At 65.5% G+C, this 21,042-nt stretch carries 17 protein-coding genes; 5 read left to right on the top strand and 12 right to left on the bottom strand.

Annotated features, from left to right (window positions below; all coding sequences use genetic code 11):
* Window positions 1-40: 40 nt before the first annotated feature.
* The 4 genes from MJ205_RS18395 to MJ205_RS18410 form a co-directional block, all read right to left on the bottom strand.
* Complete coding sequence (locus tag MJ205_RS18395) at window positions 41-985, bottom strand: Bug family tripartite tricarboxylate transporter substrate binding protein (RefSeq protein ID WP_239812790.1); 945 nt, start codon at window positions 983-985, stop codon at window positions 41-43.
* A 58-nt stretch (window positions 986-1,043) separates the two neighbouring features.
* Window positions 1,044-2,252, bottom strand: a complete 1,209-nt coding sequence (gene tcuB, locus MJ205_RS18400) for a tricarballylate utilization 4Fe-4S protein TcuB (protein WP_239809783.1) — start codon at window positions 2,250-2,252, stop codon at window positions 1,044-1,046.
* On the bottom strand, window positions 2,253-3,692 hold the full coding sequence (gene tcuA, locus MJ205_RS18405; protein ID WP_239809784.1) for an FAD-dependent tricarballylate dehydrogenase TcuA: 1,440 nt from the start codon (window positions 3,690-3,692) through the stop codon (window positions 2,253-2,255). It abuts the gene before it with no gap.
* A 204-nt stretch (window positions 3,693-3,896) separates the two neighbouring features.
* Window positions 3,897-4,835: a LysR family transcriptional regulator gene (locus tag MJ205_RS18410; protein ID WP_239809785.1), complete on the bottom strand. Its 939-nt coding sequence runs from the start codon at window positions 4,833-4,835 to the stop codon at window positions 3,897-3,899.
* 151 nt (window positions 4,836-4,986) lie between these two features.
* On the opposite strand from MJ205_RS18410, the gene MJ205_RS18415 reads away from it, so the two are divergent.
* Window positions 4,987-7,455, top strand: a complete 2,469-nt coding sequence (locus MJ205_RS18415; protein WP_239809786.1) for a penicillin acylase family protein — start codon at window positions 4,987-4,989, stop codon at window positions 7,453-7,455.
* A gap of 99 nt (window positions 7,456-7,554) precedes the next feature.
* Here MJ205_RS18415 and MJ205_RS18420 read toward each other — a convergent pair whose 3' ends face one another.
* Window positions 7,555-7,803 carry a hypothetical protein gene (locus tag MJ205_RS18420; protein WP_239809787.1) on the bottom strand — a complete coding sequence of 83 codons (249 nt, stop codon included), beginning with the start codon at window positions 7,801-7,803 and terminating at the stop codon, window positions 7,555-7,557.
* Between the two features lie 49 nt (window positions 7,804-7,852).
* On the bottom strand, window positions 7,853-8,482 hold the full coding sequence (ycaC, locus tag MJ205_RS18425) for an isochorismate family cysteine hydrolase YcaC (protein WP_239809788.1): 630 nt from the start codon (window positions 8,480-8,482) through the stop codon (window positions 7,853-7,855).
* Window positions 8,483-8,698: 216 nt separating this feature from the next.
* Between ycaC and mnmA the strand changes: the two genes are divergently transcribed.
* On the top strand, window positions 8,699-9,826 hold the full coding sequence (mnmA, locus tag MJ205_RS18430; RefSeq protein WP_239809789.1) for a tRNA 2-thiouridine(34) synthase MnmA: 1,128 nt from the start codon (window positions 8,699-8,701) through the stop codon (window positions 9,824-9,826).
* Window positions 9,827-9,838: 12 nt separating this feature from the next.
* Here mnmA and MJ205_RS18435 read toward each other — a convergent pair whose 3' ends face one another.
* The 4 genes from MJ205_RS18435 to MJ205_RS18450 all read right to left on the bottom strand — a co-directional run bounded on the left by MJ205_RS18435 (window position 9,839) and on the right by MJ205_RS18450 (window position 14,093).
* Window positions 9,839-11,179, bottom strand: coding sequence for a hypothetical protein (locus MJ205_RS18435; protein WP_239809790.1), 1,341 nt, complete (start codon window positions 11,177-11,179; stop codon window positions 9,839-9,841).
* A gap of 111 nt (window positions 11,180-11,290) precedes the next feature.
* Complete coding sequence (locus tag MJ205_RS18440; protein WP_239809791.1) at window positions 11,291-12,805, bottom strand: rhomboid family protein; 1,515 nt, start codon at window positions 12,803-12,805, stop codon at window positions 11,291-11,293.
* A 77-nt stretch (window positions 12,806-12,882) separates the two neighbouring features.
* A complete protein-coding gene (locus MJ205_RS18445) occupies window positions 12,883-13,359 on the bottom strand; it encodes a YbaK/prolyl-tRNA synthetase associated domain-containing protein (protein WP_239809792.1) in 477 nt (158 codons plus the stop codon).
* Entirely contained in the window at window positions 13,356-14,093 is a 738-nt protein-coding gene (locus tag MJ205_RS18450) for a transporter substrate-binding domain-containing protein (protein WP_239809793.1), read from the bottom strand. Before MJ205_RS18450 ends, MJ205_RS18445 begins: the two co-directional genes overlap by 4 nt.
* Before the next feature lie 303 nt (window positions 14,094-14,396).
* On the opposite strand from MJ205_RS18450, the gene MJ205_RS18455 reads away from it, so the two are divergent.
* Both MJ205_RS18455 and MJ205_RS18460 read left to right on the top strand, forming a co-directional pair.
* Complete coding sequence (locus MJ205_RS18455; RefSeq protein ID WP_239809794.1) at window positions 14,397-14,993, top strand: TetR/AcrR family transcriptional regulator; 597 nt, start codon at window positions 14,397-14,399, stop codon at window positions 14,991-14,993.
* Window positions 14,990-15,472: a DUF417 family protein gene (locus MJ205_RS18460; RefSeq protein WP_239809795.1), complete on the top strand. Its 483-nt coding sequence runs from the start codon at window positions 14,990-14,992 to the stop codon at window positions 15,470-15,472. The genes MJ205_RS18455 and MJ205_RS18460 overlap by 4 nt, the downstream gene beginning before the upstream one ends.
* A 98-nt stretch (window positions 15,473-15,570) precedes the next feature.
* Here the strand turns inward: MJ205_RS18460 and ssb are convergent, their stop codons facing one another.
* Together ssb and MJ205_RS18470 are read right to left on the bottom strand one after the other, a co-directional pair.
* Window positions 15,571-16,158 carry a single-stranded DNA-binding protein gene (ssb, locus tag MJ205_RS18465; RefSeq protein WP_230779615.1) on the bottom strand — a complete coding sequence of 196 codons (588 nt, stop codon included), beginning with the start codon at window positions 16,156-16,158 and terminating at the stop codon, window positions 15,571-15,573.
* Between the two features lie 191 nt (window positions 16,159-16,349).
* Window positions 16,350-17,549 carry an MFS transporter gene (locus tag MJ205_RS18470; RefSeq protein WP_239812791.1) on the bottom strand — a complete coding sequence of 400 codons (1,200 nt, stop codon included), beginning with the start codon at window positions 17,547-17,549 and terminating at the stop codon, window positions 16,350-16,352.
* A 326-nt stretch (window positions 17,550-17,875) separates the two neighbouring features.
* Here MJ205_RS18470 and uvrA point away from each other — a divergent pair, with 326 nt between their 5' ends.
* On the top strand, window positions 17,876-21,022 hold the full coding sequence (gene uvrA / locus MJ205_RS18475) for an excinuclease ABC subunit UvrA (protein WP_239809796.1): 3,147 nt from the start codon (window positions 17,876-17,878) through the stop codon (window positions 21,020-21,022).
* Window positions 21,023-21,042: the final 20 nt, after the last annotated feature.

Below are 21,042 nucleotides of genomic sequence, written 5' to 3' on the forward strand. Positions count from 1 at the left end.
TCGCACCGGCAGCCTCGGAGGCGGCCCCTGGCCGCTGCGTTCATTGCATGCTGATCTTGCGCTCCTTGACCACCTTGCCCCACTGCTCGTACTCCTTTTTCATGAAGGCGGCAAATGCTGCGCGTGTGGTCGGTTGCGGCGTCAGGCCGTGCACGTTCAGCGCCTCGCCCACAGCGGGGTCGTTCAGCACCTTGACAATCTCCGCATTCCAGCGTTCGAGCACCGGCTCGGGCGTCTTGCCCGGTGCCACAAACGCATACCAATTGAGAGCTTCGAAGCCGGGGTAGCCCGCCTCGGCAACGGTGGGGATGTTGGGCATGTACGCGGGCCGCGTCAAGCCGGTGGTCGCCAGCGGAATCAGCTTGCCGGTCTCGATATGGGGAAGCGCTGTCGGCGGAGCCGCAAAGTACGAGGTCACGCGCTCCCCGATCAAGTCTTGCAGCGCGGGAGCGCCTCCTTTGTAGGGAACATGCACCATGTCGACACCGGCGCGCTGGTTGAACAGCTCGCCCGCCAGGTGCGAGGCTGACCCGGCGCCGGTGGACGCATAGTCCACGCCACCGGCCGTCTTCCGGGCCTTGGCCACAAAACCGGCCAGATCCTTCACCCCTGCGCCCTGGTGCACCACCAGCACATTGGGAAAGTTCACGCCGCCCGAGATCGGCGCCAGGTCCTTGAACGGGTCGTAACCGACTTTCATGATGTGTGGCGCGATCGTCAGCGGGCCCACCGATCCGAACAGCAGCACCGAGCCATCGGCGGGGGCCTTGGCCACAAACTGGTGCGCGATGTTGCCACCGGCGCCGCCCCGGTTGTCCACGACCACCGTCTGGCCGATGTTCTCCCCGAGCTTCTTGGCAATCAGGCGGGCTGCTGAATCTGCCGCACCGCCAGCTGCAAAGCCCACCACCAGGGTGACCGGCTTGCGCGGCGGAAAATCCTGGGCGTGGCCGGCGCCCTGCACTGCCACCAGTGCGAGCACCATCGTGCGCAACAGCGCTTGTCGTTTGTTCATCGTGAGTCTCCTGGATATGGGATTTTTGTCAGTCGGCACCCAGGCCAACAGGGCTGGGCTGCCGCTTTTCAGTGTTGTGGCGCAACAGCGCGGCCGTGCGGAACACGCCATGGGCAAACTTGCCGTAGGGCAGCGTGGCGAACAATGCGATCACCGCGCCCAGGTGCAGGCACAGCAACAGTGCCAAGGCGGGCGTGCCGCGCCCCAGCCACAGCGCCATGCCACTGGAGGCCACCACAAACAGCAGCGCAATGAAGCCAAGGTCCATGGGCTTTTGCCGGGAATCACCGTGCAGCGGGTGACGGCTTCGGTGCAGGCGCCACAGGCCCACCGTGCCCACCATCATGCCCAGCCCGCCCAGCGCACCCAGCACCTTGGGCAGGCTGGGCAGCTCGTAAGGCGCAGGCAGGTCGAAGGCATAGTGGTACACCGTGGCCAGCGCCGTTGCCGCAAAGCACAGCGCAAAGCCGTAGAAGGTGAAATGGTGAAACCGGCGGCGCGCCAGCGTGTAGGCGTCGTCGTCGTTGTGGCAGCCCTCGCCATGGCCGCCATCGAGGTACTTGAGGCGCAGCACATCCTGCGTCGCCTCTGCTGCAGCCGGCATACCGACATCCACCCCACTGGTGGCGGGCTTGACCTCCTTCCAAAAGCGGCGCACGCCCATGAAGAGCGCCAACACCACCAGCAAAAACACCGGCGCAAAAATGCCCACCATCAGGCCATGCGGGAACAGGTTGTAGAAGTTGTTGCCCAGCTGCGCATTCCACAGCTGGCCCACGCCGCCCCGCAACGCGACAGCCAATGCCAGAAACAGGAACAGCCCCAGCACCATCGCCAGTGACAGGGTCAGGCCGTTTCGCTGGTACAGCCGCCCCAGCGCAGGAGGCCAGGCGTAGTCGGCATAGGTCTGGCCCCGTACCTCGGCCATGGCCTGGGGGATGTTGATGGCAAACTCGTGCGGCGGCGCGTACTGGCAGGCATGCAGGCAGGCGCCGCAGTTGTGGCACAGATTGGCCAGGTAATGCGCATCGGCCTTGCCAAACTCCAGACGGCGCGTCATCGCCGGGAACACGGCGCAAAAGCCTTCGCAGTAGCGGCAGGCATTGCAGATCTGCATCACGCGCGCCACCTCTTGCTCTGCGGGCGTCTGCGTGGGCGCAGCGATGATGGGGATGACCTTGCCGGTGGCCAGGGTCTGGGCCTGCTGGCCCAGTTCTTGCAGTGATTGGATGCTCATTCAGACCTCGTCGTTCACAGCGCCATGCAGCGCGGGCTGGCCGGCAGCGGCCAGTGCGGCATTGCGGCCAGCAATCCGCCCGAAAGCGGTACCAATGGACATGCCCACCCCCGCCGTGTAGCCCTTACCCAGAACATTGCCCGCCATCATTTCGCCCGCCACGAACAGGTTCTGGCTGGCCTGCCCGCCAAAGCGCACTGCCGCGCTGTCATCGACCTTCAAACCCAGGTAGGTGAAGGTCACGCCCGGGCGCAGTGCATAGCCATAGAACGGGCCGGTATCCAGCGGCCGGGCCCAGTGCGTCTTGGCGGGGCTGATACCTTCGGTGTGGCAGTCGTCGAGCGCCGTATGGTCGAAATGGCCCGCCTTGCAGCTGGCGTTGTAGGCCTGGAGGGTCTGCATGAAGGTCTCCACCGGCAGTCCCAGCTTCTGGGCCAGCTGCGGCAGCGAATCAGCGCGCACGCCCGGAAACACCGGCGGCATGAAGCGGCCAATGGCTTTGCTGTCGATGATGGAATACGCCATCTGCCCAGGCTGCTGTGCAACCAGCCGGCCCCAGATGGCATAGCGCTTGGGCCAGAAATCCTCGCCTTCATCGTAGAAGCGCTGGGCATCGCGGTTGACCACCACGCCCAGCGACACGCAGTCAATGCGCGTGCAGATGCCGCCGTCATACAGCGGTGCACGGGCATCGATGGCCACCATGTGCGCCTGGGTGGGGTCGCCCACGGCATCGGCAAGCTGGTCCTGGAGCATGTGCTTGAGCAACACACCCTGGTTGAAGGCCGTGCCACGGATGAGGAAGTTGTCGGCAGGCCATTCGCCACGGGCGTTCTGGCCCCAGGCCTCGCGCAGCCACTCCCGGTTCGACTCAAAGCCGCCGGCCGCCAGCACGCAGCTTTTGGCAGTGATGCGCTCGCCCTTGCACCAGGCGGCCTGGAAGCGGCCGTTGGCGATCTCCAGCCGGTCCACCGGTGACTCGTAGCGCACGTCCACGCCCATCGCCTGCGCACTGCGGTAGTAGGCATTGACCAGGGCCTTGCCGCCACCCATGAAAAACGCATTAGTGCGCGCCACATGCAGCGCACCCGACAACGGAGGCTGAAAATGCACGCCATGCCGGCGCATCCAGCTGCGGCAGGTCGAAGAGGCGCGGATCACCAGGCGGGCCAGGTGCTCATCGGTGATGCCGGCAGTGACCTTGAGCAGGTCTTGCCAGTACTCCTCCTCCGGATAGGCATCGACCAGCACATCCTGCGGGGCGTTGTGCATGCAGCGGAGATTGCGGGTGTGGCCGGAGTTGCCGCCGCGCCATGCGCGTGGTGCCGCTTCCAGCAGCAGCACGCGGCTGCCCGCTTCACGGGCCATGAGGGCGGCGCACAGCGCGGCATTGCCGCCACCGATGACGAGCACATCGGTGTCAAAGGCTTCAGTATTCATGAGGGGTTGCCACAAGGCGTGCCTGGTGGCGGTTCAACGTGGGAAGGGCCCGTCCTGGTCGTGGCGCTGCATCACAAGGGACGCGGTCCCGGCACCCCGACCGGCGAGAGTTGCCCCCACTTTAGACAACCGGTCCGCGCCGGTGCAGCCGTGCCAGCGCATGGGGGTATCACGGTTTGTGATGTGGCCGGGCGCCGCCCGCGTTCAGGCCGCGAGCGAGGCGCCCAGCCATTGGCCAGACTCCACCAGCCGTCTGGCGCAATCGACCAGCACCACACGCGCGGCGAGCGCCGCGGGCGACAGCTCATCGTCCGACAGGCTGCACAGCGCCGCCTTGCGGCGCACCGAATCGTCTGCAATCTGCGACCACTGGAAACGCGCCTCCGCATCGCGGTACATGCCGACGGCCGACCAGGGCTGGACGGTCGCACCCATGCCCGCGTCCACCGCCTCCATCAACAGTGGCAGCGAATCGATTTCCATCGCCATCTGCGATTGGAAACCCGCACTGGTGAACGAGGCCATCACCGAGCTGCGCAGCCCATGGCTGCCCGAGGGCAGGATCAGCGGCACCTGTTGCAGCTGCGCCAGAGTGACCGGCGCGCCATGGCGGATCTTGGGCGCAACAGGGCTCTGGCGGGACTGGATCAGAAAGAGCTGCTCTTCGAGCAGCGGCGTCACCCGCCAGCGGCGTGCGCTCTGCGTGTCGAACAGAATGGCAACGTCCATCTGCCGGGCGTTGAGCAGACTGGTCAGGTGGCCGGACAGCGCCGAGACCATGTGCAGCCGCACATCGGGGTAGCGCTCGCGCATGGCCCGCAGCAGCGGCAGGCCCAGCACGTTGGCGATCGTCGGAGACAGGCCCATGCTGACAGCGCCCGACAGCCGCGCCTGCTGGGCCGCATGGATGGCCTGGTCGGCATGGCGCAGGCTGAGCTGGGCCTCATGGAAAAACGCCAGGCCGGCCTCGGTCGGGATGACACCGCGTGAGGTGCGCTGGAGCAAACGGGTAGAAAGCTCGGACTCCAGGCGGCTGACCTGCTGGCTCAGGGCCGACTGCACCATGTCCAGATCCAGCGCGGCGCGGCTCATCGAGCCCAGTTCAACGATGCGTACAAAGTAGCGCAGCTGGCGCAGTTCCATGGTGGGGTTCCTTCCGAAGTCGCAGCCGCGAGCGCGTGCAGATGCGCGCATCCTCGCACAGATTGGAGCCCCGCCGGCGCCTGGCGCCAACGCGATTGCGCAGCGCGGGCAAGCATGGCATTGTCCCTGGACCATAACGAGGAGACATACCATGCCCCACCACGACCCCCGTCGTTTTGCCACCCGCCTGGCGCTGCCACTGGCCGCTGCGCTGCTTGCCGCCGGTTGCAGCTCCCTGGGCACACCGCCCACCAGCCAGCACAGCGCCAGGATTGCCGGGCTGGAAAAGCCGGCCGAGGTACTGGTCGACCAGTGGGGCGTGCCGCACATCTACGCCGGCACCACCTATGACGCTTTTGTCGTGCAAGGCTATATGGCGGCGCGCGACCGGCTCTGGCAGATGGACTTGTGGCGCAAGCGCGGACTGGGCCAGATGGCCCAGGACTTTGGCCCTGCCTGGGTCGAGAGCGACAAGGCGGCGCGCGCGGTGCTGTTCCGTGGCGACATGTACCGCGAATGGCTGGCCTATGGCTCGGACTCCAAACGCGTCGCCGAAGCCTTTGTGGCCGGGGTGAATGCCTTTGTCGCCCAGACGAAGGCCGACCCCAGCCTGCTGCCCGAAGAGTTCAGGCTGCTGGGCTACCAGCCGGCCCGATGGGCTGCGGAAGACACGGTCCGCATCCGCCACCATGGCCTGACCCTGAACTTCACCGGCGAAGTGGACCGCGCCCAGGCCTTTTGCGAGGGCCAGCACAACGGCGCCCGGGTGGACTGGCTGCGCCGCGAGCTGGTGCCCGATGTGAAGCCGCAGATTCCCGAGGGGCTGGAGGTCTGCGGCCTGCCCGGCAAAGAGCTCAAGCGCGCCTATGCGCTGGCCACTGCCAGCCCGCGCTTCACCAAGGACAACGTCAAGGTCTCGGCCCAGGACATGACACCCGAGCAGTTGCTGGCGCTGTCCGAATCCACCTTGAACCAGCCCGATGCGAATACCTTGGCCAGCTACGGCAGCAACAACTGGACGATCGCGCCGGGCATGACCACCACCGGCCGCCCGATTCTGGCCAATGACCCGCACCGCGCCCATGGCGCGCCCAGCCTGCGCTATATCTCGCACATCTCCGCGCCTGGCATGGATGTGATCGGTGCTGGCGAGCCGTTTTTGCCTGGCATCTCCATCGGCCACAACGGCCGCATCGCCTTTGGCCTGACGCGCTTCTACATGGACCAGGAAGACCTGTATGTCTACGAAACCAACCCGCAGAACAGCAAGGAATACAGGTACCAGGGCCGCTGGGAGCCGATGACCCGGGTGACGGAGAGTATTGCCGTCAAGGGCGCCGCCCAGCCCGTCATCGTCGAGAACTGGTACACCCGCCACGGCCCGGTGCTGGCTGCCGAAGGCAACAAGGCCTATGCGCTGCGCGCCGCCTGGCTGGACCTGGGCATGGCGCCCTACTTCGGCTCGATGGACTATATGCGTGCGCAGGATTTCGACCAGTTCCGCGCCGCGATGAACCGCTGGGGCGCACCGGGCGAGAACCAGGTCTATGCCGACAGCAGTGGCAACATTGGCTGGATTCCGGGCGGGCTCACCCCCATCCGCCCCAACTGGGATGGGCTGACACCGGTGCCCGGTGACGGCCGCTATGAATGGTCGGGCTACCGCAACGGCGACGAGCTGCCCTGGGAGTTCAACCCGCAGCGCGGCTATGTGGTGACGGCCAACGAAAACAATGTGCCGCCCACCCACCCGCTCTACCAAAAGGGCATTGGCTACGAATGGTCGGACGCAGCCCGCGCACAGCGCCTGCATGGCCTGTTTGAAAAGGCCGCCAAGGACGGCAAGAAGCTCAGCGTCGCAGACTCCGAAGCCTGGCAGACCGACATCGTCGCCGTACCGGCCCAGCGCCTGCTCAAACTGCTGGCACCACTGCAAAGCAGCGATACACAGACTGCCCAGGGCCTGGCACTGCTGCAAGCCTGGGACGGCACGATGGCCAAGGACAGCGCAGCCGCCGCGCTCTACGAAGTCTGGAGCAATGCCACCCTGAAGAAAGCGCTGACCGACAAGGTGCTGGCCGCCAACGAGCGCAGCTTTGCCAAAGAGACCAGCGCCACCCGCATGATCGCGGTGCTGGAAAGCCCGCAGGGCTGGATGAGCGAGGCCGAGCGTGACCAGGTGCTGCTCTCGTCCATCGCACCGGCGATGCAGTGGCTGCAGACCAAGCTGGGGGCAGATGCCAGGAGCTGGACCTGGGGCAGCCTGCACCAGGCGATCTTTGTGCACCCGCTCGCCGGCGTGGTGGACAGTGCCACCCAGCAAAGGCTCAATGTCGGCGTGGGCGGCATCGGCGGCTCCTGGGCTACGCCGATGGCTACCAGCTACAACGTGGACACCTACCAGCTGACCTCTGGCGCATCCTTCCGCATGGTGGTGGACGTGGGCAACTGGGACGCCTCGCGCGTGGTCAACACGCCAGGCCAATCGGGCAACCCCGCCAGCCCGCATTACCGCGACCTGGCCAACACCTGGGCCGCAGGCCAGTACTTTCCGCTGGCCTACTCGCGCAGTGCGGTGGAAAAAGCCACCCGCGAGCGCATTGCGTTGACACCGCAGTAAGCCACAGCGGCGCGGCAGCCGCAAGGCGATGCAGGCCATCGTCGGATCGCCTGCATCGCCCTCTGCCCCCACAGGTCTGCGGGGGTGTGGGGCAGGTGCTTACAGCAGGGCCAACCGCAGACCTTCTGCCGAGAGCCCATAGGCCTGCATGAACACCTCATAGCGCGCATGCGTACGGGTGTCCTCGAGGGTCTCCATCCCCACGCTGTGCAGGTTGCCTTGCAGCCGCTGGCCTTCACGCAAGGGCTGGTTGCCCCATTGTTCGGCCAGCGCGTAGCTGCCATCGGCCAGCTGCAGGCCGATGAGGCCGGTCTGCGGCTGGTAGACCAAGATCTGTGCTTGCTCCATGGCGGGACTCCTTCGCAGTGGCAACCGGGTGGGCTAGGGCAACGGCGCCTTACTGGCCGCCCTTGGCGCGCGCATAGCTGTTCATCAGATTGCGGTAATCCGGGATATGGTTGCTGAACAGGGTGCCCAGGCCTTCGACATCATTGCGCCAGTCGCGGTGCAGCTCACAGGCCACGCCGAACCAAGTCATCAGCTGCGCGCCTGCCGCCTCCATGCGGCGCCAGGCCGAATCGCGGGTGACTTCGTTGAAGGTACCCGAGGCATCGGTCACCACGAACACGTCAAAGCCCTCTGCAATCGCCGCCAGAGCCGGGAAAGCCACGCAGACCTCGGTCACCACACCGGCAATGATCAGCTGCTTTTTGCCGGTGGCCTTGACGGCCTTGACGAAGTCCTCGTTGTCCCAGGCATTGATCTGGCCGGGGCGGGCGATGAACGGTGCACGGGGATGGGCCTGGACCAGCTCAGGTACCAGCGGGCCATTGGGCCCATCTTCAAAGCTGGTGGTCAGAATCGTGGGTAGCTGGAAATAATTGGCCAGATCACTCAGCGCCAGCACATTGTTCTTGAACTTGTCGGGGTCGATGTCGCGCACCAGCGAGAGCAGACCGGTCTGGTGGTCCACCAGCAGCACGGCAGCATTGTCTTTGTCGAGGCGAACATAGGGCTTGGAGGTCATGGTCGTTCCTTTTCTGAAGCGCTGGCGGGACGGGCCCACCGCAAGCGTCTGCAACGAGGATTCGTGCTTAACGCCTGGAACGAATATTAGCGATGGAACGATCAACGATAAATCACTGAAATTCGCATTCATCGTTCAAAAAAATGAACGATTAGCATGGCTTGGCGCATAGCCCTTGCACAGCGGCCGCCCGCTGCCCAGCGGATAATTGCGCCCATGGTTAAACAGCGCATCGTAGTGGGGCTGAGTGGCGGCGTGGATTCGGCCGTCACCGCGTATTTGCTCAAAAAGCAGGGGCACGAGGTCGTCGGCATCTTCATGAAGAACTGGGAAGATGACGACGACAGCGAGTACTGCTCGTCCAACATCGACTTTGTCGATGCCGCAGCCGTGGCCGACGTGGTGGGCATCGAGCTGGAACACGTCAACTTTGCGGCCGACTACAAGGACCGGGTGTTTGCCGAGTTTCTGCGCGAATACCAGGCCGGCCGCACACCCAACCCCGATGTGCTGTGCAATGCCGAGATCAAGTTCAAGGCCTTTTTGGACCATGCCATGCGGCTGGGCGCCGAAAAGATTGCCACCGGCCACTACGCCCGTGTGCGCCAGAACCCCGACACCCAGTTGTTCGAACTGCTCAAGGGCCTGGACCCGGCCAAGGACCAGAGCTATTTTCTGCACCGCCTGAACCAGGCCCAGCTGTCCAGATCGCTGTTCCCGGTCGGTGAGCTGAAGAAGACCGAGGTGCGCCGCATTGCCGAGGAAATCGGCCTGCCCAATGCCAAGAAGAAGGACTCCACCGGTATCTGCTTCATCGGCGAGCGCCCTTTCCGCGATTTTCTCAACCGCTACATCAGCCAGGAACCGGGTCCGATCCTCGACGACCGCAACCGCAAGCTGGGCAAGCATGTCGGCCTGTCGTTCTACACCTTGGGCCAGCGCTCGGGTCTGGGCATTGGGGGCGTGAAGGAAAAAGGCGCTGCCCGTGGCGCAGGCGAGCATGCGCCCTGGTTTGTGGCCCGCAAGGAGCTGGACAAGAACATCCTGCGCGTGGTGCAAGGCCATGACCACCCCTGGCTGCTGTCGCAGGCACTGGACGCCGACAACACCAGCTGGGTCGCCGGCCACCCGCCCGCTGCCGGCACCTATGGCTCCAAAACCCGCTACCGCCAGCCCGATTCGCCCGCGATCATTGGCGCCGATACGACGCCCGCGCAGTTCCACCTCGACTTCCCCGAGGCGCAATGGGCAGTGACGCCAGGCCAGTCCGCCGTGCTGTATGACGGCGAGGTCTGCCTGGGCGGCGGCATCATTGCCAGCGTGGCGCCTTCAACGGCCGCTTAAAAATCCAGCAGCTCAGGCGGGTGCGGCAGGCGCCTGCGCAGCGCCCGGCAGCTCATCGCGCAAGATCCAGGCGGCCTCCTGCGTGCAGGCATGTTCGGGGTAGCGGATCTTCATGCGCATGAACACGCGCACTGCCTGGTCGGGCTTGTTGGCGCCTTGCTTGAGCACGCGCACCGTCAGCTCCAGCGCCTGGGGCACCAGATCGCTGCCGGCATAGCTTTTCTCGAAACCATGGAGCAAGGCCAAGGTGTGCGGCAGTTGCATGCGCTTCCAGGCCATCTGTGCCAGTGCCAAGGCATGGCTGGCTTCGTTCAGCCGAAAGGCTTTGTCGCGCTTGTAGCAACTGCCCCAGACCTCCAGCGCATCGGCACTGCGCTGCTTGCGCAGCAGCAGCGCAACATAGCTTTGCGCATGGCGCGCCAGCTCGTCGCCCTTGTCGCTGAGCTTGAGCACGCGGTGGTAGCGGCGCTGGTCGGCCAGGCTGTCCGGTTCGCTGCGCTGCCATTCACGGGCTTCGGCCAGGGCGGCGTTCATGTCGCCGCTTTGCACCAGCTGGGCCACCTGGGCATCGCGGCGCTGGGCCCGCGCAGTCTGCGGGTCCACCACCGGCGCGCCGGCTTCGGCCTGCGGCGCCTTGTCCGGCGTGATGCCCAACGCCGCATGGTTCTGGTACATCACATAGCCGATCATCGCGGCAATCACGCCGTTGAAATAGATCACGACAAAGGCCAGCAAAGGCGCCAGCAGCGCCTGGGGCACCACCGTGACCAACAGCGCAAAGGCCATCGGCACGCCCTGCATCAGCAGGAACAGAAACAGGCACAGCAGGCCATAGGGCAGACCGATGGCCCCCATCGTGCTCAGCAGCATGAAGGGGTTGATGGCAGCGCGCAGGCTGCCGCTGGTGATCAGCACCATCAACGTGGCGGGGATCAGAAAGGACGAGAGCAGATCGCCCAGCGCCGCCAGCCCCGGGCTGACCCGTGCGAGCATGCCGATCAGAAAGCCATGCACCAGCAACACGCCGAAAAACTTCCAGGGCAGCACCTTGAGGTCGGCATCGCAGGGGTAGTCGTCGTAGTCGTTGCTGTCGAGCACGCCATGCGAGGCATAGGCCGCGATCTTGAACGCATGCCGGCTGATCGCCAGCAGCAGGCCCACCGCCACGACCAGACCGATCAGCAGGCCCCACATCAGCATATAGGCGCAGAGCGACAGCACCAGCGCATACAGCAAGGGCTTGCGCTGCAATGGGAACAGGAAAAAGCTGTTGAGCTTGCGCCAGAACGGCTCAATCACCCATTGGGCGCTGTCAACCTCGTCGTCTTGCTGTGGAGAACGCAATGGGCCCATGGCCAGCCTTTCTGTCTGCAGCCCCCGCTGGCGCAGCATGGGAGCGATCATAAGGCATGGCTTCACGAAAACTTTACATGGCGCTGACGCCTACAGGCGCTCGGCCAGCGTTCAGGTGCCCGCCTGGCTGAGCCAGCGCGTCACCGGGTCCTGCGGCGCGGCGCGCTGCAGCGCTGGCAGCCAGCGCCGGGCGTCATCCAGCCGGCCGGCCTTGGCCAGGCCATTGGCGACGAGGGCCAGGGTCGCGGGCCAGTGCGGGTGGTCGGCGGCGTGCTCCAGCTGCTGGCAAATGTTCTGTGCATCGTCCCATTCGCCCAGGCGGACAAAGCTGCGCGCCAGCGCATGCAGGCTGTTGTCGCTGATGCGCGGGGCGGGCCGGGCGCGGTCCCTATAGCTGTGCCAGCTGTGGTGCTGGAGCCGTCGCAGCGCCTCGGTATTGGCTGGCAGCTTGAAGATGGCGCGGGCCGCGCGGTGGAAATCCTCGCTGCCCGGCGCATGGCGGGCGCTTTCAAACCAGGCGCGCAAGATGGCTGCATCGGCCGGCGCCAGCTTGGCCGCCTGGCGCCAGGCGGGGGCAGCCAGCTCGAAGGCCAGCGCATCGGTGTGCTTTTGCGCGCGTTGCACGGCGGCGGCCAGTGCGGCGCTCTGGGCCTGGGCCTGCTGCTTGTCACGGGCGGCCACCTCGACCACCGATTCCTTGCGCCGCAGCTGCAGGTACAAGGCCATCAGCAGACCGCCGGCCAGCAGGCCGCCAAAGTGCGCCATATAGGCCACGCCCTGCTGCCCCAGAAAATGCTGGGCCAGCTCAAAGCCCATCCACACTGGCAGCACCACCAGCGCGGGCCAGGTGGCGTAGTTGAAGTAGAAGGCCAGCATGTAGAAAAAGCGGATGCGGCGCATGCGGTAGAGCACCACATACATGGCCATCAGCCCGGCAATCGCGCCCGACGCACCCAGCCCATAGCTGCCCGAGCCGGCATAGAACAGACCGGCAAACAGCGACGCGCTGACACCGGCGGCCAGGTAGAAGCACAGGTAGAGCCCGGCGCCCAGTGCCATCTCCAACGTAAAACCGAACAGAAACAAAAACACCATATTGCCCAGCAGGTGCCCGGTGCTGCCGTGCAAAAAGGTGGAGGTCAGCGCCTGCAGAGGCTGCAGGCCGGCACCGGCTTCATAGCTCATCGCCCAGCGGGCGGTGAAGGGAGCGGGCTCCAGCGGTGCAAAGCGGGCGCGGGCGGCCTGCCATTCGGCATGCAGCGGATCGCCTGCCTGGATCACCTCGCCGGCCAGCAGCTGGCGGCGAAAACGGCCTTCCTGCTGCATCAGCAGGTAGATCTGGCCGTAGTCCTGTTTTTTTTGCAGCCCCTGCACCATGCGCACCATCTGCGGCTGGATGCGGCTGTCCGGGTTGCGGCTTTGCGCCTCCAGATACTTCACAAAGGCCGGCACCTCGATCGCCGGCAGCGCCGTATGGGCATAGGTTTTGGAGGCCCGCTCTGCTGCCCGCTCCTCCCCCCCTTGCCAGACCCAGAACACCAGGCAGTTGATCGCAATCAGCAGCACCGTCATCCAGGGCGGCGACTGCCAGGAGGGCTTGTTTTCCAGCGGGATGGCGATGAACATGGCGCCTATTGTGCAGTGGCCCTGCGGCGGCAGGCTGCCGCGCCGGGCACAGCCGGCCGCAGTGTTGGATTTTTGCGTTAGCCCATAGCGCAGATGCGGTGCAACGCCGGCTTGGCCACGCGCACATAGTCCTGGGCATTGAGCACCATCGAGCGGTCCAGCCGCCCGGCATTGAACGCGATGTCGGCATGGCGTTCCACCAGACCCGGGTCCACCACCAGGGCTACCTGCGGGCCCGGGCTGAACGGTGGAATGGCGCCGATCACGCAACCGGTCCGCTCGGTGGCCTCTTCCGCACTGGCCATCGTCATCTTGGGCAGGCCCAACGCGGCCGCCAGCAGGCGAAAGTCCAGCTTCTGGTCGCCCGGCAGCACCGCCAGTACCCAATGCTCGGCATTGCGGGTCTTGCACAGCATGGCCTTGGCACCCTGGCCCGGCGTGGTGCCCCGGATGCGCGCCACCTCGTCCGATTTGCCCTCGGCCGGGTGGCTCAGCACCCGAAAGCGGGCGCCCTCGCCTTCCAGCAACTGCTGCAGCTGCTCAAACACGCTCATCGCTGCACTCCCGGCGCCACCACCGCGCCTTGCACCTGGTGCTGTGCCAGTGCCCGGGCCACAAAGCCGCTGGCCTTGGCCTCTTCGACAAACGCGGCCAGCCATTGGAGGGCGGCGTCGCCCCGGTCCCTGGGCAGGCCCATGGCCTGCTGGATCAGCATGAAATGCCCGGGCAGCATGCGCAGACCCGGGTGGCTGGCGACCGCAGCTTCCAGCTGCACCTTGACGCCCGCAGCCACATCGCCCCGGGGTTGCAGATAGACATCAACCACCGCCGGCGAGGTGGGCGCCCGCAGGATGCGGGCGTGTTTCAGCGCCCGGCTCAGGTAGAGGTCATAGGCACTGCCCTGGCCCACCACCACTTCGTGCGCCGCCACATCCACCTGCGCGTTGTCGGTCAGCGCCGAATCGCTGCGCACCATGTAGGCGCCCTCGATCAGCACATAGGGCGCAGAAAAACCAATGCCCGCGCCGCGCACCGGGTCCACCGCAAAAAAGCCGACATCGGCCTGGCCCTGGGTGACCGCATCGACCGAATGGGCAGCGGCCTCAAACAGCTGCAGATCCAGCGGTAGCCCCAGCTGGGCCGCCATGCGCGCCGCCAAATCGACGGAAACGCCTGCGGCCGAACCATCGGCCCGTTTGTGCGCCAGCACAGGATTGCCCACATTGATGGCCGCGCGCAGGCGGCCCCTGGGGGCGATGAGGGAAGCGATATCGGTGGTCTCTGTCATGGACGCTTTCGGACAAGGTGGAACAAAGGGCGTCGCGCTGCGCTGGGCGGGCGCTCGGCGCGCAGGCACGCCGCAGCCCCCACATTCTCCCTCTGCCGGCATGGCCTGTGGCGCATAGGCCTCTGCACGGTGCTGAATGCCTGCCGCCACGTCGTCCAAAGCGCATACGGACCGGGCAGCCAACCGGTGGCGCAGCAAGACGTTTACGCTTTGAATCACAACAGCTTTTGACAGCCTACCTTTCAGTAGGTACATTCTAAAAATCAAATGAAATACTATTTTTAATAGTTTTTATAAATAAATATGTCCACCTACGAAAAAATCATCGAGCTGGCCAATGTCTATATCCAGCAGCGTGGCTTCCAGGGCTTCAGCTACGCGGATCTGGAATCTGGCATTGGTATCCGAAAGGCCAGCATCCACCACCATTTCCCCAGCAAGACAGATCTGGGCCTGGCTTACTGTGCCTACAAGACCGCGCAGTTCGACCAGTTGCAAGCCGAGCTGAACCAATTGCCTGCGGGAGTGCAGCGGTTGCAGGGCTACCTGGAGGCCTTTTCGGACTGCGCTGCGCAAGGGCAGATGTGCGGCGTCTACGCGATGCTGTCAGACAGCCATCTCCTGCTTCCGGAGCTGCAGATTGCCGTGTTCCGGCTCGCACAGAAGGAGCAGCACCTGCTGCAGGACATCCTCGCAGCCGGTCAGCAATCTGCACAGCTCCAGACTGCGCTGCCCGCTGCCGAGCTGGCAATGATGGTCAGCGCGGCGCTCAAAGGCGCGCTCTTGCTCAACCGCATTCCCCCACACGATGCCTATGCCGGCGCCGTCCAAGCCATCGTCCACTGGCTCAGCGCTGGTACCCCTCCGCCCACCCCCGCCTTGAAACAGGAGACCCCATGAAAAACGCCATCCACCGCTTTGTGCATTCCGATGCCGACCTCACCCTGCTGCGGCTTTCCGTCATCTTTATCTTTGCGCTGTTCGGCACCTTCAAATGGTTTGATTTCGAGGTCAGCGAGTTGGAGCCGCTGATCTCCAGCACCTGGCTCAGCTTTCTCTACACCCTGTTTGGCGTGCACGGAGGCAGCTACTTTCTCGGCGTTGTCGAAACCCTGGCCTTTGTGGCTTTGGTCGTTGGTTTCAAGAAACCGGCCTTCGGTATCGTGGGCTCGGCCATCGTCATCGTGACAGGCATCACGACGCTGAGCCTGCTGCCGCAACTGACCATGCTGGACGGCTTCATCGTCAAGGACGTGTTGCTGATCGGCGCAGGGGCCGTATTGCTCAAATTCGACCTGCGCCGCCATCTGCGTATCCAGCAGGCCAGCGCGCCCGAGGGTGCATCAGCGCTCCCGGCGCAAGGCGTCCGCCAGACCTAGCAGACTGCGGGCGAGCCCCCTTTTTGCTCCGCCATCAAAATAGCCCGCGGCTGGTCAGGCGCGGGCTCGTCATTCATTGCGAAACAGGCAGCGGCTGCCTAGAACGGAATATCGTCGTCCATGTCGTCAAAGCCCGACGCAGCGCGTGGGGCCGGCGCTGGCATGGGCGCTGGCGCAGGACGGGGAGGTGGCGCCTGGCGGGGTGCGGCCGCTGGGGCCATGGCCGGTGCCGGGGCGCGGCGCTGGTAGTTGCCAGCGGGTGCACCGCCGCCACCTTGGTCGCCGTAGCCGCTGTCGCCATAGCCGTAGTCATCACCACCGCCCTGGCCGCCACCGCCGCCCTGGCCTTGGCGGCTGCCCAGCATTTGCATGGAGTCAGCGCGGATTTCCGTCGCATAGCGCTCCTGGCCGGTGGCCTGGTCGGTCCACTTGCGGGTGCGCAGGCTGCCTTCCACATAGACCTGGCTGCCCTTGCGCAGGTACTGGCCGACGATTTCAGCCAGACGGCCATTGAACACCACACGGTGCCACTCGGTGGCTTCCTTGTTCTCGCCGCTGTTCTTGTCGCGCCAGCGGTCGGTGGTGGCGATGGTGACGTTGGCTACCTGGTCGCCCGAGGGGAAGGTGCGGATTTCAGGGTCGCGGCCGAGGTTGCCGACGATGATGACTTTGTTGACGGATGCCATGGTTCAGGTTTTTCCTTTGAAAAATGGGCGCCTACTATGCGTTGGCAGTGTTGCAGGCATTGCAGCCTTCAAAGCGCCCATCACTGAGATACAGGGGCGTATCCTACCCCAAAGCGGCCAGGCATTTCTTGCCCAGTACCCGCAGATTCTGCAAAGGGGCCTGACGGGCCGGCCCCATTCCCAGCCAGCGCTTACTTTTGTGCAGCGCCAGCGCCAGCGGCGGTGCGGGCCAGCGGTTGCAAGGGCCAGGTCAGCACCAGCCACAGCAGCGCCAAGGCGCTGGTGGCGATGAACAAATCGGTCACACTGCCCCAGCGGGTCAGCACCCCACCCAATGCGCCGCCGGCAAAAAGGCCCAGCGATTGCAAAGTGTTGTAACTGCCCAGCGCCGCACCACGCAGGGAGGCGGGCGCCATGCGCGACACCAGGCTCGGCTGCGTCGCCTCCAGCGCATTGAAGCCGCAGAAAAACACGAACAGCAGCACCCCCATCAGCCACAGCGTGGGCGCCTGGCCGGAGGTCGCCACCAGTCCCAAGGCTATTTGCACCAGGGCCACCAGCCCGATCGAGCCCAGCAGCGCGCCGCGCAGGTAACCGCGCCGCTCCAGCGCAAACAACCCGCCCATCAGCACAAAGGACAGCACCACGGCCGGCAGGTAGACCTGCCAGTGCTCGGCCTTGGGCAGACCCGCGGCCACCAGCATCGCGGGTACGGCCACCCACATCGACATCTGCACCGTGTGCAGCACAAACACCCCGGCGTTGAGCCGCACCAGATCGGCATGGCGAAACACCTCACGCAGGCCGCCGCGTGCGCCGCCCCGGTGCTCCAGCGGCTCCGGCGGCACCACCCACAGCACCACGGCAATGCCGCCCAGCGCCAGGCCGCAGGTCATCAAGAACAGGCCGCTCAGGCCGATATGCACGACCAGCAGCGGGCTGAGCACCAGCGCCAGCGCAAACATCAGCCCAATGCTCGCGCCCACCAGCGCCATGGCCTTGGTGCGCACCACATCGCGGGTCTGGTCGGCCAGCAGCGCCGTGACGGCGGCGGACACGGCGCCCGCGCCTTGCAGCGCCCGGCCCAGCAGCAAGGCATGGAGGTTGCCGGCCATGCCGGCGATCAGACTGCCGGCGGCGAACACCAGCAGGCCCAGCACGATGACCTTCTTGCGCCCATAGCGGTCAGACGCCATGCCCAGCGGCAGTTGGCAGACGGCCTGGGTCAGGCCATAGACACCCATGGCAAGCCCGACCAGCGCCGGGTCATCACCACCAGGGTATTTGTGGGCCTCCAGCGCGAACACCGGCAGCACCAGGAACAGGCCCAGCATGCGCAATGCAAAGATCAGCGCCAGGCTGAAGCTGGCGCGCCGCTCGGCCGGCCGCATGGCCGTGGATGAAGAAACAGAAGTGAGAGACAAGGGCGATACGCTGGCAAACAAGGGACGGATGGCGACGATCGCCAGCGGCAAGTGTAGAGCGCAGCCGCAAGCCCTGCTGGCAGACGGAATCTACGCGGCTGCAGGCCCTTCAGAAACGATAGCTGAGCGCAAAGCTGCAGCAAGCCCCCACCCCGGTTTGGGCGGCAAGTTGTAGGCCGCTCCCCTGGGGCGGCGCCCGGTTTATCCGCAAAGCATGTGCAGCGATACCCGGCAGATTGCACAACGAACGGGCATGCTGGCTATCATGAGGGGTTTTGGATCCTGACGCCCACATGCCACCACGCACCCCCACCGACCCATCCGCTGCGATCGACCTGCACCACGAACTCGGCGTGTCCGAGGCGCGCCAGGACGACAGCCGCTACCTGGGTGCGCGGCTGGCACACAGCCGCATTGCCATCCGTGGCGCGCGCACGCACAACCTCAAGAACATCGACCTGGACATCCCCCGCCACCAGCTGGTGGTGATCACCGGGCTGTCGGGCTCGGGCAAATCCAGCCTGGCCTTTGACACCTTGTATGCCGAAGGCCAGCGCCGCTATGTCGAGAGCCTCTCGGCCTATGCGCGCCAGTTTCTGGGCCGGCTGGACAAACCCGATGTCGACCTGATCGAGGGCCTGTCGCCGGCCATCTCGATCGAGCAGAAGGCGACCAGCCACAACCCGCGCTCGACCGTAGGCACGGTCACCGAAATCCATGACTACCTGCGCCTGCTGTACGCCCGCGCAGGCACGCCCTTCTGCCCCGACCACAACCTGCCGCTGGCGGCCCAGACCGTCAGCCAGATGGTGGATGCCGTGCTGGCCCTGCCCGAGGACACCAGGCTGATGGTCCTGGCGCCGGTGGCGCGCGGCAAGAAGGGCGAGTTCGCCGAGCTGTTTGCCCAGATGCAGGCGCTGGGCTATGTGCGCTTTCGGGTCGATGGCCAGATGTACGAGCACGAGACCCTGCCCGCGCTGGCCAAGAACGAGAAGCACGACATCGACGTGGTCATCGACCGGATCAAGGTGCGCGCCGGGCTGCAGCAGCGCCTGGCTGAAAGCATTGAGGCCGCGCTGCGCGTGGGCGGCAACGAAGGCAATGGCCGGGTGCTGGCGCTGGAGATGGACACCGGCAAGGAGCATTTGTTCAGCAGCAAGTTCTCCTGCCCGGTCTGCAGTTATGCGCTGGCCGAGCTGGAGCCGCGCCTGTTCTCCTTCAACTCGCCCCAGGGCGCCTGCCCGTCGTGCGACGGCCTGGGCCTGCATGAGGTGTTCGACGTCGAGCGTGTGGTGGCCTTCCCCACGCTCAGCCTGGCCAGCGGCGCCATCAAGGGCTGGGACCGGCGCAATGGCTACTATTTTGCGATGCTCGAAAGCCTGGGCCGCCACTACCAATTCGACATCGAGCAGTCTTTCGAGAGCCTGCCCGAGGCGGTGCGCCAGGTGGTGCTCCATGGCTCGGGCGACGAAGAAATTGCCTTCAAGTACGAGCTGGCCAGCGGCGAGAACGCCGGCAAGATGGTCACGAAGAAGCACCCGTTTGAAGGCATTCTGCCGAACATGACGCGGCGCTACCGCGAGACCGATTCGAGCATCGTGCGCGACGAGCTGGCGCGCTACCAGAGCGTGCAGCCCTGCCCGGATTGCCACGGCGCGCGCCTGCGCCGCGAGGCGCGCTTTGTGCGCGTGGGCGACGGCGACCAGGCCCGTGCAATCCAGGACATCAGCCAGGTCACCCTGAGCGAGGCCCACGCCTGGTTCACCACGGTGCAGCTGACGGGCGCCAAGGCCGATATTGCCGCCCGGGTGATCCAGGAGATCAGCACGCGGCTGCAGTTCCTCAACGATGTGGGCCTGACCTACCTGAGCCTGGCACGCAGCGCCGAGACCCTCTCGGGCGGCGAGGCGCAGCGCATTCGCCTGGCATCGCAGATCGGCTCTGGCCTGACCGGCGTGATGTATGTGCTCGACGAGCCCTCGATCGGCCTGCACCAGCGCGACAACGACCGCCTGATCGCTACCTTGCAGCACCTGCGCGACATCGGCAACAGCGTGATCGTCGTCGAGCACGACGAGGACATGATGCGCGCGGCCGACCAGATCATCGACATGGGCCCGGGCGCCGGCGTGCACGGCGGCCAGATCATGGCCCAGGGCCGCTATGCCGACATCTGCGCCCACCCGCAGTCGCTCACCGGCCAGTACCTGAGCGGCCAGAAATCGATTGCCGTGCCTGCGCGCCGCACGCCCTGGCTGCCGGTGCTGGCCAGTACCGTGGGTGCGCCCGTGGGCAAGGCCGTGGCGGACAAGAGCGGCTCGCAGTTCCCCACGGTGCGCACCTCGCTGGAGAAAAAGCCCAGCGGCAAGGCCAGCAGCACCAGCAGCGCCAAGGGCCGCAGCGCGCAGGAAGCAGCGCCCGCCCCGGTGGACCCGCATGCGGTGCAAAGCCTGCGCCTGGTGGGCGCCAGCGGCCACAACCTGCGCGATGTGACGGTGGATTTCCCCGTCGGCCTGTTCACCTGCGTGACCGGCGTCTCGGGCTCGGGCAAGTCGACCCTGGTCAACGACACCTTGTATGCCGCAGCGGCCCACAAGATCAACCGCGCCCAGGGCGATGTTGCGCCCTACCGGGAGATCGAAGGCCTGGATTATTTCGACAAGGTCATCAATGTGGACCAAAGCCCGATTGGCCGCACGCCCCGCAGCAACCCGGCGACCTACACGGGTCTGTTCACCCCCATCCGCGAGCTGATGGCCGAGACCAATACCGCCAAGGAGCGCGGCTATGGCCCGGGGCGTTTCAGCTTCAATGTGGCCGGCGGCCGCTGCGAGGCCTGCCAGGGCGATGGCATGGTGAAGGTGGAGATGCATTTTCTGCCCGATGTCTATGTGCCCTGCGACATCTGCCACGGCCAGCGCTACAACCGCGAAACCCTGCAGGTGCAGTGGAAGGGCCGCAACATTGCGCAGATCCTGGAGATGACGGTGGAGGATGCGCACGACTTCTTCCGCGATGTACCCACCATTGCCCGCAAGCTGCAAACCCTGCTGGATGTGGGCCTGAGCTACATCCGCCTGGGCCAGAGCGCCACCACCTTGTCGGGGGGCGAGGCCCAGCGCGTCAAGCTCGCGCAGGAGCTGTCCAAGCGCGACACCGGCCGCACGCTCTACATCCTCGATGAGCCGACCACCGGCCTGCATTTTGCCGATATCGACCTGCTGCTCAAGGTGCTGCACCAGCTGCGCGATGCGGGTAACACGATTGTCGTCATCGAGCACAACCTCGACGTCATCAAGACGGCTGACTGGGTCATCGACATGGGGCCGGAAGGCGGCGCCGGTGGCGGGCAACTGGTGGCCCAGGGCACGCCCGAGCAGGTGGCGGCCAACCCGGCCAGCCATACCGGCCGCTATCTGGCGCCCTACCTGAAGCGCTGAGCCCGTTGGGCGATGCAACC

It is taken from the genome of Comamonas sp. B21-038, assembly GCF_022387135.1.
In the GTDB taxonomy this organism is placed as follows: domain Bacteria; phylum Pseudomonadota; class Gammaproteobacteria; order Burkholderiales; family Burkholderiaceae_C; genus Comamonas; species Comamonas sediminis.